Genomic DNA, 13199 nt, shown 5'->3' on the forward strand with positions numbered 1-13199 from the left:
CCCCCTCTGGCCAGGTGGCCTTCTGTGCCGCGTCGTCTGCAGGGCAGGGCCGTTCCCCTCCCTGTGTCGGGTGGTCCGTGGGCTGCGCCCGCATGGAAAGGGCTACCGCCTGCGTGCCCGGGTGGTCCGTGAGCCGCGTGTGCGAGGCAGGGCTGCCGCCCCTGTGTCGGGTGGTCCGTGGGCTGCGCCCCCATGGAAAGGGCTACCGCCCCTGTGCCCGACTGGTCCGTGAGCCGTGTCCGGAAGGAGAGGACGTTTCGCCGCCCCGCCCACGTGATCTTCTGAGCCGCGCCCGCAAGGGAAACCCGAGCCCCGGTGACCGCGTGATCTGCCGATCCGCACCCGCAAGGGAAACCCGAGCCCCCGTGCCCGCGTGATCCTCTGAGCCGCATCAGCAAGGAGAAGCCGTGCCCCTCGTGACCACCGGTGAGCTTGTGACGCGTGCCGTCGAGGCCCGTTCTGCCGTCGCCGCCTTCAACATCATCACGTTGGAACACGTCGAGGCCGTCATCGCCGGCGCCGAGTCCGTCCGGAGCCCCGTCGTCCTCCAAGTCAGCGAGAACGCCGTCAAGTTCCGCTACGGCCGACTGCTCCCGCTCGCCCGCGCCGCCGTCGCCGCCGCCGAACGGGCCGCCGTACCCGTCGCGTTGCACCTGGACCACATCCAGAGCGACAGCCTGCTCCGGCAGGCGCCGGACGCCGGGTTCAGCTCCGTCATGTACGACGCCGCCCGCCTGCCCTACGCCGAGAACCGCGCCGCGACCCGTGCCGCCGCCGACTGGGCCCACGCCCGAGGCCTGTGGATCGAGTCCGAGTTGGGACAGGTCGGCGGCAAGGACGGACGGCCGCCGCTGGACGCCCACGCGCCCGGCGCCCGTACCGACCCCGAACAGGCCCGGGCCTTCGTCGCGGACACGGCGGTGGACGCGCTGGCCGTCGCCATCGGCAGCAGCCACGCCATGACCACCCGCACCGCCACCCTCGACCACGCCCTCCTCAAACGCCTCTCCGGCACCCTGGACGTCCCGCTCGTCCTGCACGGCTCCTCCGGAGTCCCGGACGACGAACTCACGGCGGCGGTCGCGGGCGGCATCACCAAGGTCAACGTCGGTACCGCCCTCAACATCGCCATGACCGGCGCCATCAGGGACTTCCTCGCCGCACACCCGGAGGCCGTCGACTCGCGCACGTACCTCGGCGTGGGCCGGGAGGCGATGGTGCGGACGGTGGCGGGGATCCTGCGGACGCTCGGTGCGCCCCCTACCGCTTGACGGCCTTCAGCACCACGAACTTCGGGTCGCTCGCCACGAGTTCACTGTTCCCGAACAGCCGCCGCAACTTCACGTGGTACCCGAGATGCCGGTTGCCGATCACCCACAGCTCACCGCCCGGCCGCAACGCCCGCCGCGCCCCCGTGAACATCCGCCACGCGGTCGCGTCGGTCGTCGCCTGGTGGGAGTGGAAGGGCGGGTTGTTCAGGACCAGGTCGACACTGCCCGACGGCACCCCGGCCAGCCCGTCCCCGACGCGGAACTCGGCGTGCCCGGGCACCCCGTTCGCCTGATACGTCGCCTCCGCCGAGGCCACGGCCTGGAACGACTCGTCCACGAACAGCACCTCGGCGGCCGGATCGGCCAGCGCCACCGCCGTACCGACGACACCGTTGCCGCAGCCCAGGTCCACCACCCGGCGCTCCCCGCGCGTCCGCGGCAGATGGGCCAGGAAGAAGCGGGTGCCGATGTCGAGCCGGTCGGCGCAGAAGACGCCCGCGTGGTTGACGACCGTACCCCCGGACACCGGGCCGATGCCCTCGGGCAGCCTGTAGCTGTACGGCCACGGGTTCGCGGGCCGCTCCAGCGACGGATCCGGCGTGCAGAAGATCAGCCGGGCCTTCTTGACCGCGAGCGAGGTACGGGTCGGGCCGAGGATGCGCTCGAAGAGATCCAGCGTCGAGGTGTGGATCTCCTTCACCATGCCGGTGCCGACGACGACCGTGCCCTCGTGCACGGCGGGCGCCAGCCGCAGCAGCTGGTCCTCCAGCAGCGCCAGGCTCTTCGGGACACGCACGAGGAGGACGTCGATGCGCTCGGGCGGCACGTCCTGCGTGGTCAGCAGCGACACGGTGCCCGGCTGGATCCCGTTCCGGGCGAGGTTGGCCCGGGTCGCCTCCTGGGCGAGGTACGAGTCCGTGATCTGCACCGGCGCGTGCGCCGCGAGCGCCGTGACCAGCGCGCCCCAGCGGTCCCCGAGGACCACGACCGTGCCGGCCGGCGCCACGTCCTGGTCCGCGAGATGCCTGAGCAGATACTCGTCGGAGGCGTCCCACGCGCGCAGGCGATCACGCGGGTCCTCGGGAAACCGGGCGAGCGAAAGCTCGCCCCAGGGCGTCGTCATACGGTCGTTCATTGTCCGACCAGGCTAGCCGAGGCCCAGCTCACGGCCCGTGCGGGAGGATGGAGGGCATGGACGCCGAGCTGTTCCCCAGGGACCGTGCGCAGGTCGCGCCCGGCGCCGTGCACGTGCCGGACTGGCTGGACGGGGACGGTCAGCGTGAGCTGCTGGACGCCTGCCGGGAGTGGGCGCGGCCCCCCGCCGGGCTGCGCACCGTCCGTACCCCGGGCGGCGGCACCATGACCGCCCGGCAGGTCTGCCTGGGCTGGCACTGGTACCCGTACGCCTACGCCCGCACGGTCGTCGACGGCGACGGCACCCCGGTGAAACCCTTCCCGGCCTGGCTCGGCGAACTGGGCCGGCGTGCGGTGACCGACGCGCTCGGTGCCGAGGCGGCGACCGGAGCCTCGTACGACATCGCACTGATCAATTTCTACGACTCGGACGCCCGCATGGGCATGCACCGCGACAGCGACGAGAAGTCGGACGCGCCGGTGGTGTCCCTGAGCCTCGGCGACACCTGCGTCTTCCGCTTCGGCAACCCCGAGACCCGGTCGCGCCCGTACACGGACGTCGAGCTGCGCAGCGGCGACCTGTTCGTGTTCGGTGGGCCGTCGCGGCTCGCCTACCACGGAGTGCCCCGGGTGCAGCCAGGAACCGCGCCGCACTGGCTGGGACTGACCGGGCGGCTGAACATCACCCTGCGGGTGAGCGGCCTCTAGGCGGCCGGCCGCCGGACGAACGGATCATGGGAGACTCGCCCTCATGAGCGGCAAGGCGGACCCCCGGGCGACGGGGGAAGGGACCACCTCGAGAACGCGGTTGGACCGGGGGCGCGGAGCGCTCGGGCCCGCGCTGGAGCTCGTGCACACCGGGCGCGCCCCGACCCGCGCCGTCCTCACCGCCGAACTCGGCGTCACCCGGGCCACGGCCGGCGCGGTCGCCGCGGAACTGGAGGCACTGGGCCTGATCCGGGTCGACGCCCGGCCGGGTGCCGCCGCCGGGTCCCAGGGCCGCCCCTCGCACCGGCTGGAACTCGCCGAGGACGGCCCCGTGGCGCTCGCCGCGCAGGTGCACGCCGACGGGTTCAGGGCCGCCCTGGTCGGCCTCGGCGGGCGGATCGTCGCCACCGCGCCCGGCTGCGAGACCGTCGACGCCGATCCGGCGAAGGTCCTCGGGTCGGTGGTGGAGGCGGGCGCCGAACTGCTGCGCGAGACCGGGCGGCGCTGCGTGGGCGCCGGGCTCGCCGTGCCATCGGCGGTCGCCGAACCGGCGGGCCTGGCGCTGAACCCGCTGCACCTGGCGTGGCCGGCGGGGGCGCCCGTGCGGGAGATCTTCGCCGAGTGCGTCCGCGCGGCCGGGATCACCGGACCCGCGTTCGCCGCCAACGACGTCAACCTCGCCGCGCTCGCCGAGCACCGGCACGGCGCCGGGCGGGGCGCCCGCGACCTGCTGTGCGTGGCCACCGGGCACCGGGGTGTGGGCGGTGCGCTGGTGCTCGACGGGCGCCTGCACACGGGCAGTTCGGGCCTGGCGCTGGAGGTCGGCCACCTCACCGTCAACCCCGAGGGCCGGCCCTGCCACTGCGGCAGCCGCGGCTGCCTGGACGTCGAGGCCGACCCGCTGGCCTTCCTCACCACGGCGGGCCGCGAACCCGGCCCCGTGGTGTCCCTGCTGAAGCAGGCCAACGACCTGATCCGGCACGAGTACGCCGACCCCGCCGTGCGCGCCGCCACAGAGGCCCTCATCGACCGCCTCGGCCTCGGACTCGCCGGCCTGGTGAACATCCTCAACCCCGACCGGATCATCCTCGGCGGCCTGCACCGCACCCTCCTGGACGCCGATCCCGAGCGGCTGCGGGCGGTGGTCGCCGACCGCAGCCTGTGGGGCCAGAGCGGGGGAGTGCCGATCCTGGCCTGCTCCCTGGACCACAACAGCCTGGTCGGGGCGGCGGAGTTGGCCTGGCAGCCGGTGCTGGACGATCCGCTGGGGGCGCTGTCGGCGGCGTGACGGGGGCGCCGAACAGGGGCGGTGCGCGAGGGGTGCCGCTGCTACAGCGCGGCGCCGCCGTCGATGACCAGATCGGTCCCCACGACGGACGTTGATCCGCACGCTGTCCGCGACGTACTCCAGAGCGGCCCCGCGGTTCAGCGAAGTGGCGGCCGCCTTGGTCTCCGCCGACGGCGAGCAGCACGGCGAAGACGACGGTCGGCCCGACCTCCATCGCCGCGAAGAGCCAGTCCGTCACCTGCCCGCACTGCGGAACGGACGTCGAGCAGACGCCGGGAGCGGGGCGTATGTGGCAGTACTGCACCCCTGAGCACGGGCGGAGTCGGCGTCGTCGTATGCGCCACACCGGTTGGCTCTAGGCACTCTTGACGGCTGCACCCCCGGGCGTGATGGTCGTAGAACATTGCGCAATTCGTGTGACGACGGAGGACACCATGGCTCTACGATCATTCGGCAAGGACCCTGAGACCAACGGCGATCACTGCCCCACGGTGTGGCTCGACGAGGAGAAGGGGGAGTTCGTATTCCAGGGGTGGCAGGCTGACGAGGCGCTCCAGGCAGAATGCCTTGCGACGGGGCCAATCCCCGACACTGAGGCAGTCGTCCGGCTGCCCGTCCGCATGGTGCAGCAGATCAGGGAGGCATGCGATGTCGCAGAAGGTGCCGCCGTTCGCTGAGCTGCTTGCAGGCTGCCGACGTTCCGCGGTCCATCTGGAGACACGCGACGTCTATGGCGTTGCGGAGGAAGACGCCGACTTCGCCGCCTGGCGCGACGGCTGGGAGTACGATCTCGACGACCGCTCGTCGTGGTGGAACGGCTTCCACGACGCCGTGGCGGACGCCGTGAGCCGTGGTGTCGTCATGCGTCGCGCTCGCATCGTATCGGAGCCCGTGAGCGAGTACATCCGCTACGAGCACTCATGCACGCCGCAGAACATCGCGGCCGGCGAAGACGTGCGGTGGCTCCCGCGTCGCCTGGCGTCGGATCTGCTGCTCCCTGGAAACGATCTATGGATCTTCGATGGGCGCCTGATCCGATTCAGCCTGTTCGCAGGCGACGGGCGGTTCGTCGCTGACGTCATGGACGACGCCCCCGACGTCGTGAAGCGCCATGCGGAGGCCTTCGAGGCAGTCTGGGAGCGCACCATCCCGCACGCCGACTACCGGATCTGAGCGACGCCCACCGATGCAATCTCCCTACCCGTCGACGGCCCTCGACGCCGCACGCCGCGCCATCGCGGAGCAACTCCGCGAGATCCGACGTGACGCAGGCCTGACGGGTAGGGAGGTTGCAGCCCGCGCCGGGTGGCAGCCGTCGAAGGTGTCTCGCCTCCAGAGCGCCACAACGGCCCCATCAGACGAAGACATCCGCGCGTGGTGTACGGCCTGCGGGGCTGAGGACCGGATCCCAGATCTACTCGCGGCCAACCGGACGGCTGACTCCATGTATGTGGAGTGGCGCCGTGCCCAGCGCACGGGGCTTCGACGGCTGCAAGAGTCCCGCGTTCCGCTGTATGAGCGAACACGACAGTTCCGCGTCTACAGCTCCACCGTCATACCTGGATTCCTCCAGACGTACGAGTACGCCGCCGCTCTCTTGGGAAGCATTGCGCGCGTCCACGGGACGCCGGACGACGTCGCCGACGCGGCAGCCGCCCGCGTGGAGCGCTCGCACATTATCCGCGAGGGGGATCACCGCTTCGGGATCCTCCTGGAGGAGTCCGTCCTCCGCCACGTCGTCGGCGACGCCACCACCATGGCAGGCCAGTTGGGCTACTTGTTGAGCGTCATGGCGCTGCCCTCTGTCTCCGTCGGCATCGTCCCCGCCGGCCAGCCGCGGGACATGTGGACGCTGGAGACGTTCACAGTCTTCGACGAGGGGCGAGTTCACATCGAACTCCTCACAGCCGCGATCACCGTTACGACGCCCGGTGAAGTCGCTCAGTACGCTCACGCGTTCGAGGAAATGGCTGCTCTTGCCGTGTACGGCGCTCGGGCACGGTCACTCATCTCAGCCGCGATTGACTCACTCGACTGAGGTTGCGTAGAACTCCGTAGAATTTCGTGGAACATGCTGTGTGCACCGGACTACGTTCCCTGTGTGGAAATGCCACATGAAGGGATGGGGAGGCGTTGTGTCGCGGCCTGAATCACAAGAGTTGCCGTCCGTCGGAACGCTCATGATGGATACAGCCCGGAACAAGGTCGGTGAGTTTCACGCTGAGTTGCGTGGCCGGTTCCTCCTCCGCCCGGTAGGCGGAGGATATGAGTGGGAGGTCTCTCCCGAATTCGCCCGCGAGGCGACCGACGGGGAGAAGCTGAGTGCGCGGGTGGGCGTCGCAAACGTCCGCTCCCGTGGGTACCGGCGGTAGGCCGTGGCCAACTCCCCCTATCCCGAAGTGCGCTCGTCCGAGGAGCTGAAGACTCTTCCTGCGGGGATCTACGTCGAGTGCGCCGGGTGCGTCGACATGCACCGTGTGACGGGCGACTTGGACCCGGTGGTATGGGCCGTGAAGCACCAGGATCTGAGGCCGTGGTGCAACCGATTCAGGATCACGACCATAACCAACTTCGGCGTACCCAGCTTGGTGGAGAAGCCGGCGCCATGAATCCGTGCGACGACGAGGTGTGCGGCGCTACGAAGTTGCTCCCCGATGAGTTCGTAGCCGTAGAGCGGGTGGTGACGGGACGCGACTGGCCCGGCGTGACCGTCACGTGCGACCGGGAACCGCACTCCGGCAACAGCCACGACGGACCCTTGATCTTCGATGGAGAGGTCCACGGAGCCCACTACTGGCGCACTTCCCCCTGAGCCCGCGTGCGGCGCCCGTGCGTCGCGCGAGGAGGGCGCGGCGGGGGCGGAAGCGCCGGTGAGGTCGGCCCGCTCCACGCCCGCTGGCGTCCTGACTTCCTCGTCCCTGGCTACCACCATCCGCGCCCCAGGGGCAAGGGCACCGCCCGTCGGTGGAGCCCCTCGTGGGCTGCCCGGGGCGGCACGGAGCCCTGCTCACTTGCCTCCCCCGTGGCAGTGGGCGGGGCTTCTTCTTGTCCGCGCAGGTCAGAGCCACTGCTGGGGTCTATGCAGGGGCGTCCATACAGCCAGCGTGCGCTCGTACTGCATGGCATGCATCGGATCAGCCCCCTCGGCTGGACGCCGGGGCCAGCAGGGCCAGCAGCCCGCGTACCCCCGTGTCGAAATCGACCGGGAACCGGACGCGCGGGCCAGGACGTAACCGCCCTGCACGGTCGCGACGATCACCGCGGCGATCTCCTCGCCGTCCAGGCCGGCGCGAACTGGCCCTGCCCCTGGCCCTCCTCGACCAGTCCGACGAGTCGTTCGCGGAGCCAGTCGAGGGTCTCGTCGACGGGTGCGCGCAGCTCGTCGCTCGCGATCACGTCCGGATCCATGGTCAGCCGGCCGACCGGGCAGCCGCGCAGCACGTCGCGCTCGCGCCGCAGATACGCCTCGATCCGCTCGTACGGCGTTCCCCGCCCGCCGAGTACTCCCTCGGCGGTAGCCCGCATCTCCTCGGCGGTCCGCCGGATCGCGGCCAGGGCGAGATCGGGCTTGCCCTTGAAGTGGTGGTGCATGCTGCCCTGCCCGGCGCCCGCGCGCTCTCGTCGCGTGCGGAAGCAGTCGCGACCCGCCCGCGTACTCCCCGCGAGGTACCCGCACTGCCGCCGGCCGCACGACGACCCGGACCCCCCTCCGGCGCGAGTCTCGAAGCAACGGCGAAAGCCCGAAAGACCACTGAGACGACAGATCACTGACACGACTGGAGATGGCTCGCGATGCAGACCCTCGCACACTGGGACGGCGGCGGCCCCGGCCCCTGGATCCTGCTCTTCCCGCTCATCTGGGCGGCCGTGATCGTCGGCGCGCTCACCCTTCTGCGCCGCACCCTCTGGCGCGGCCGTCGGGCGCCGTGGTCGTGGCGCGCGACGGACGACAGCCGCCCGTCCGGCGACTCGCCCATCGCCATCATCGGCCGCCGCTTCGCCTCCGGCGAGATCGACGAGGACGAGTACTGGCGCCGGCTGTCCGTCCTGGAGGAGCAGTTCGGCCGTAGCGGCAAGGGCGGTGCGGCATGACCGTCGTGACCACCGCGAGCCGTACCGCCGCGCGCGTGCAGGACGCCGTCAAGGTGTACGGCTCCGGGGACACGGCCGTGAGGGCCCTGGACGGGGTGAGCGTCGGCTTTCCGGCCGGACGCTTCACCGCGATCATGGGGCCCTCGGGCTCCGGCAAGTCCACCCTGATGCACTGCGCGGCCGGCCTGGACACGCTCACCTCCGGCGCCGCCTACATCGGCGACACCGACCTGGGCGCCCTCGACGACCGCCGCCTGACCCTGCTGCGCCGCGACCGGATCGGCTTCGTCTTCCAGGCGTTCAACCTGGTGCCGACGCTGACCGTCGCCGAGAACATCACCCTGCCGCTCGACCTCGCCGGCAGCCGGGGCGACCCGGAGTGGATCGACGCGCTGGTCGACGTCGTCGGCCTGCGCGACCGGCTCCACCACCGGCCCGCCGAACTCTCCGGCGGCCAGCAGCAACGCGTCGCCGTGGCCCGCGCCTTCGCCGGGCGCCCGGACGTGGTGTTCGCCGACGAGCCGACCGGCAACCTCGATTCCCGCGCCGGCGAGGAGGTGCTGGGGCTGCTCGGCCGGGCCGTGCGCGAGATGGAGCGCACGGTCGTCATGGTCACCCACGACCCGGTAGCCGCCGCCCACGCCGACGAGGTCGTGTTCCTGGCCGACGGGCGCCTGGTCGACCGTATGGAATCCCCGACCGCCGACAAGGTCCTGGACCGTCTCAAAGCCTTCGAGGTGCCGTCATGAACGCCTCCGTACGCCTGAGCGTGTCCTCGCTGCGCGCGCACCAGCGCCGCTTCGCCGGTACGTTCCTCGCCGTGTTCCTCGGGGTCGCCTTCCTCGCCGGGACGCTGGTGATGGGCGACACGCTGCGGGCGAGCTTCGACTCCATGTTCGGCAGCGCGGCCAGCGGCACGGACGCCGTGGTCCGCAACGCCGGCGCCATCACCACACCCGGCGAGAGCCAGGGCGTGCGCCGGCCGGTCGACGCCGACCTGGCGGAGACCATCGGGCGGGTGCCCGGCGTCGCGGCCGCCGTACCCAGCATCGAGGGCGCCGGTCAGCTGCTCGGTGCGAACGGCGATCCCATCGGCGGGCAGGGCCCGCCCACCGTCGCCGGCAACTGGATCGGCGACCCCGAGCTCAACCCGTACGAACTCGCCGAAGGCCGTGCCCCGGAGACGTCCGGCGAGGTCGTCGTCAACCGTGGCACCGCCGAGCGCGGCGGCCTGAAGATCGGCGACACGACGACGCTGCGCACGCCCGATCCGGTCGAGGTCAGGATCGTCGGCCTCGCGACCTTCGGCGGCGCGGACGGCATGGCCCAGGTGACCTTCACGGGCATGACCCGGGCCGACGCCGAGAAGTACCTCACCGCACGGCCGGGCGAGGCGGCGAGCATTCTGGTGCGGGCCGGTCCGGGCGTGGGGGAACGGGAGCTGGCCGAGCGGCTGACGCCCGTACTGCCCGAGGGGGTCGAGGCCATCACCGGTCAGGAGTCGGCGCAGGAGAACACCGACATGATCTCCAGCCAGTTCCTGAGCATCTTCACGACCTTCCTGCTGGTGTTCTCCGGTGTCGCCCTGCTGGTCGCGACCTTCTCCATCCACAACACCTTCGGGATCGTCGTGGCCCAACGCACCCGGGAGAACGCCCTGTTGCGGGCCCTCGGTGCCTCCCGCCGCCAGGTCACCGCGTCGACCCTCGTCGAGGCGGGCGCGGTGGCGGTGACCGCGTCGGCCGCCGGGCTGGCCGGCGGCATCGGGATCGCGGCCGGGCTGCAGGCGCTGTTCCCGGCGATCGGATTCCCCTTCCCCGAGGGCGACTTGGTGATCAGCGGCCTGTCGATGCTGCTGCCGCTGGCCGTCGGCATCGTGGTCTGCCTGGGCTCCGCCCTGCTGCCCGCCGTCCGCGCCGGCCGCACCGCGCCCCTGGCCGCCCTGCGGGAGACGGCCGTCGACTCCTCCGGCGCCTCCCGCGTGCGCGCCGTCACCGGCGCCGCCCTCGCCGCCCTCGCGCTGGCCCTGACGCTCACCGGCGTCCTGGTGTCCCCCTCCGTGTGGCTCGCGGGTGGCGGCGCCGTGCTGGCCCTGGTCTCCTTCGTGGTCCTCGGCCCGGTCGCCTCCTCCACCGCCGTACGCGTCCTCGGCGGCCCCCTCGACCGGCTGCGCGGCGTCACCGGCGGCCTCGCCCGGCGCAACGCGTTGCGCAGCCCGAAGCGGACGGCCGCCACGGCGAGCGCGCTGATGATCGGCGTGGCGGTCGTGTCGCTGTTCACGGTGTTCGGGGCGTCCCTGAAGGCGACGATGGACCAGACCGTGTCGCGGTCCTTCGCGGGCGACGTGGCCATCAGCACCCCGTCCTTCGGCGGGGGCGGCAGCGGGCTCAGCCCGGCGCTCGCGGAGGCGATAGGGCGACTGCCCGAGGTGGACACGGCCGTCGGGCTCGGCAGCGGAGTCGCCGAGGTGGCGGGACAGGGCCGCGCCCTGACCGTCACCGATCCGGTCGCCCTGGGGCGCACCTTCGACCTCGGCCAGGTCCGGGGCTCCCTGGCCGCGCTCGGCACCGACGGCATCGCGATCACCGAGAACGAGGCCGATCAGCGGGGCCTCACGACGGGGGACAAGGTCCGACTGGCCTTCACCGACGGCGAGACCGAGACGTTCACCGTCCGCGCCCTGTACGGGCGGTCCGAGCTGGCAGGGGACTACGTCATCACCCGGGCCGCCTGGGCCCCGCACCGCATCCAGGACTCCGACCGCCTGGTCGCCGTCACGTTCGCGGCCGGCGTGGGCGCGGACGAGGGCAAGGCCGCCGTCGAGCGGGCCGCCGCGCGGTACGGCAACCCGGACGTGCAGACCCGCGACGAGTACGCGCAGTCCTCGGCCGGGGGCATCGACATGATGCTCACGCTTGTCTACGCCCTGCTCGCCCTCGCCGTGCTCATCGCGCTGCTCGGCATCGCCAACACCCTGACGCTGGCGATCCACGAACGCACCCGCGAACTGGGCCTGCTGCGGGCCGTCGGCCAGACCCGGCCTCAACTGCGGGCCATGGTCCGCTGGGAGTCCGTCCTGGTCGCCGCGTTCGGAACGGCGGGCGGTCTCGGGCTCGGTGCCTTCCTCGGCTGGGTTCTGGTGACGGCCTCCGACGGCGCGAGCGACAGCGCCTTCACCTTCGCCGTGCCGCCTCTGCAACTCGCTGTCGTGGCGCTGGTCGGCCTCGCGGCCGGCGCCCTCGCGGGGCTGCGCCCGGCCCGACGCGCGGCCCGGCTGGACGTCCTGCGGGCGATCGCCGCGGAGTGACGCCGTTCAGCACGTCCCGGTTCAGCGAGTCCCGCGTGGTCCGCTCACCGCCCGGTCAGCCGACAACGGCCGACCGGGCGGGAGTGTGTTCGGGTGCGCGGCCGACGGGCTCGACCTCCGCGAACCGGCGTGCGGGCTCCGTGGCCGTACGGCGGGCCGGGCGCGGCGGTGCCTTCACGGCGGGGGTCGTCGTGGGCAGCGTGAACCAGACGACCTTGCCGCTGTCACCGTCCGGCCGTACGCCCCAGCTCTCGCTCATCGCCGCCACCATCGCGAGCCCGCGCCCGCAGGTGGCCAGCGGATCTGCGTCCGCCACGACGGGCAGGCGCGGATCGTGGTCGCGCACCGAGACCATGAGACGGTCGAGCAGCAGCTCGATCTCCACGGTGCACGTCTTGTCGGGTTGGGCATGCCGGTGGACGTTCGAGAGCAGCTCCGTCACACCGAGCGCCGCTCGGTCTATCAGGGGATCCAGATGCCAGTAGCGCAACTGCGCAGATACGATTCTGCGGACCTGGCCGATCCGCGACGGCAGGGCTTGGAGCTCCACCGTGCAGTGCCTGCTTGGGTGACTGATCACGGCTGCGACTCCCCGACGTGAGGTCCGGAAGAACACGGAGTTCGGATCCAGCAGCGCCTGCGTGAAACGGCCGCCTGCTGTCGTGGCCGGCGGGCTGGTTCGCAGCGTTATCGCCGGTAAACCCAGAGTGACGTGAGACCAGAGTGACCTACGGGGTGTAGCGCCGCAACTCGCGGCGTTCGGGGCGTGGGGTGGGGCCGCGGGTTCTCGGCCACCGTGGTGCGCCGCCGCGAGTTCTCGGCCAGCGTGGTGCGCCGCCGCCGGTCGTTGGCCACCGTGGTGGGCCGCCGCCGGCCCCCGGCCCGGCCCCTGCGTCGTCGCCCGTCAGCCGCCACGGCCCGCTGCCCTGCGTACGGCCTCTATGAACCGGCGTGCCGCGGGTGGGCCCGGCTCGCCCGGGGCGGGGTCGTGCTCGCCCAGGGTCAGCACATAACGCTTGCCGTTGAGGTCGGCCAGCGCGCGGTCCCCGGAGGCGAACCACGGTTTCGACGCCCGCACCGCCTGCACCGGCGCGCTGTCGATCTCGCTGCCGTAGCTGGTGAGCAACTCCACCCGGCCGCCGCTGATCCGGACCTGCCCGGCCCGTGTGAGAGAGCGCAGGCCCTTCCCGATCCGCACGCCCAAGGCCGTGAACTCCGGCTCCGCCATGCTCTCCCGCCCCTTCGTCGCCCGCGGGTCCTGTTCGGGGTGTCCGTCCCACCCGGTGCAGTGTGCACGCCACCGAAGTCGCGCACCAGTGCGCACGTCACCCGGGCATAGGCCACCCGGTGCACTCACGCGAATGCGCCCCCGAGGTGCCACCGTGGGGTGTGGTGTGCG

At 72.0% G+C, this 13199-nt stretch carries 12 protein-coding genes and 1 pseudogene; 9 read left to right on the top strand and 4 right to left on the bottom strand.

The window, feature by feature from the left end:
• The first annotated feature begins 407 nt into the window (after positions 1-407).
• Entirely contained in the window at positions 408-1271 is an 864-nt protein-coding gene (locus tag HJD23_RS39120) for a ketose-bisphosphate aldolase (RefSeq protein WP_171109344.1), read from the top strand.
• On the opposite strand, the gene HJD23_RS39125 is transcribed toward HJD23_RS39120, so the two are convergent.
• Positions 1261-2394 carry a methyltransferase gene (locus HJD23_RS39125; protein WP_171109343.1) on the bottom strand — a complete coding sequence of 378 codons (1134 nt, stop codon included), beginning with the start codon at positions 2392-2394 and terminating at the stop codon, positions 1261-1263. The genes HJD23_RS39120 and HJD23_RS39125 overlap by 11 nt on opposite strands.
• Before the next feature lie 68 nt (positions 2395-2462).
• On the opposite strand from HJD23_RS39125, the gene HJD23_RS39130 reads away from it, so the two are divergent.
• The 5 genes from HJD23_RS39130 to HJD23_RS39150 all read left to right on the top strand — a co-directional run bounded on the left by HJD23_RS39130 (position 2463) and on the right by HJD23_RS39150 (position 6439).
• Positions 2463-3113 (top strand): alpha-ketoglutarate-dependent dioxygenase AlkB, encoded by a 651-nt coding sequence (locus HJD23_RS39130; RefSeq protein ID WP_171109342.1) that lies wholly within the window; start codon positions 2463-2465, stop codon positions 3111-3113.
• Positions 3114-3156: 43 nt separating this feature from the next.
• The gene (locus HJD23_RS39135; RefSeq protein WP_171109341.1) at positions 3157-4401 is read left to right on the top strand and encodes an ROK family protein; all 1245 of its coding nucleotides are present in this window, start codon (positions 3157-3159) and stop codon (positions 4399-4401) included.
• Between the two features lie 434 nt (positions 4402-4835).
• The gene (locus tag HJD23_RS39140; RefSeq protein ID WP_171111509.1) at positions 4836-5078 is read left to right on the top strand and encodes a hypothetical protein; all 243 of its coding nucleotides are present in this window, start codon (positions 4836-4838) and stop codon (positions 5076-5078) included.
• Positions 5050-5574 (top strand): DUF6879 family protein, encoded by a 525-nt coding sequence (locus HJD23_RS39145; RefSeq protein ID WP_171109340.1) that lies wholly within the window; start codon positions 5050-5052, stop codon positions 5572-5574. Before HJD23_RS39140 ends, HJD23_RS39145 begins: the two co-directional genes overlap by 29 nt.
• 13 nt (positions 5575-5587) lie before the next feature.
• Positions 5588-6439, top strand: coding sequence for a helix-turn-helix transcriptional regulator (locus tag HJD23_RS39150; protein WP_171109339.1), 852 nt, complete (start codon positions 5588-5590; stop codon positions 6437-6439).
• A gap of 1096 nt (positions 6440-7535) precedes the next feature.
• Here the strand turns inward: HJD23_RS39150 and HJD23_RS39155 are convergent.
• Positions 7536-8019 (bottom strand): annotated as a pseudogene (locus HJD23_RS39155) (TetR/AcrR family transcriptional regulator); the annotation flags it as partial.
• Between the two features lie 174 nt (positions 8020-8193).
• Here HJD23_RS39155 and HJD23_RS39160 point away from each other — a divergent pair.
• From HJD23_RS39160 to HJD23_RS39170, 3 genes are read left to right on the top strand one after another with little or no spacing between them, the layout of a single operon-like run.
• Positions 8194-8493 carry an SHOCT domain-containing protein gene (locus HJD23_RS39160; protein WP_171109338.1) on the top strand — a complete coding sequence of 100 codons (300 nt, stop codon included), beginning with the start codon at positions 8194-8196 and terminating at the stop codon, positions 8491-8493.
• On the top strand, positions 8490-9242 hold the full coding sequence (locus HJD23_RS39165; RefSeq protein ID WP_171109337.1) for an ABC transporter ATP-binding protein: 753 nt from the start codon (positions 8490-8492) through the stop codon (positions 9240-9242). The genes HJD23_RS39160 and HJD23_RS39165 overlap by 4 nt, the downstream gene beginning before the upstream one ends.
• Positions 9239-11800, top strand: coding sequence for an ABC transporter permease (locus HJD23_RS39170; protein WP_171109336.1), 2562 nt, complete (start codon positions 9239-9241; stop codon positions 11798-11800). Before HJD23_RS39165 ends, HJD23_RS39170 begins: the two co-directional genes overlap by 4 nt.
• A gap of 55 nt (positions 11801-11855) precedes the next feature.
• On the opposite strand, the gene HJD23_RS39175 is transcribed toward HJD23_RS39170, so the two are convergent.
• Both HJD23_RS39175 and HJD23_RS39180 read right to left on the bottom strand, forming a co-directional pair.
• Positions 11856-12380 (bottom strand): ATP-binding protein, encoded by a 525-nt coding sequence (locus HJD23_RS39175; RefSeq protein ID WP_141309854.1) that lies wholly within the window; start codon positions 12378-12380, stop codon positions 11856-11858.
• A 324-nt stretch (positions 12381-12704) separates the two neighbouring features.
• Positions 12705-13028: a hypothetical protein gene (locus HJD23_RS39180; protein WP_171109335.1), complete on the bottom strand. Its 324-nt coding sequence runs from the start codon at positions 13026-13028 to the stop codon at positions 12705-12707.
• Positions 13029-13199: the final 171 nt, after the last annotated feature.

The organism is Streptomyces sp. Z423-1, assembly GCF_013009255.1.
Lineage (GTDB): Bacteria > Actinomycetota > Actinomycetes > Streptomycetales > Streptomycetaceae > Streptomyces > Streptomyces gossypiisoli.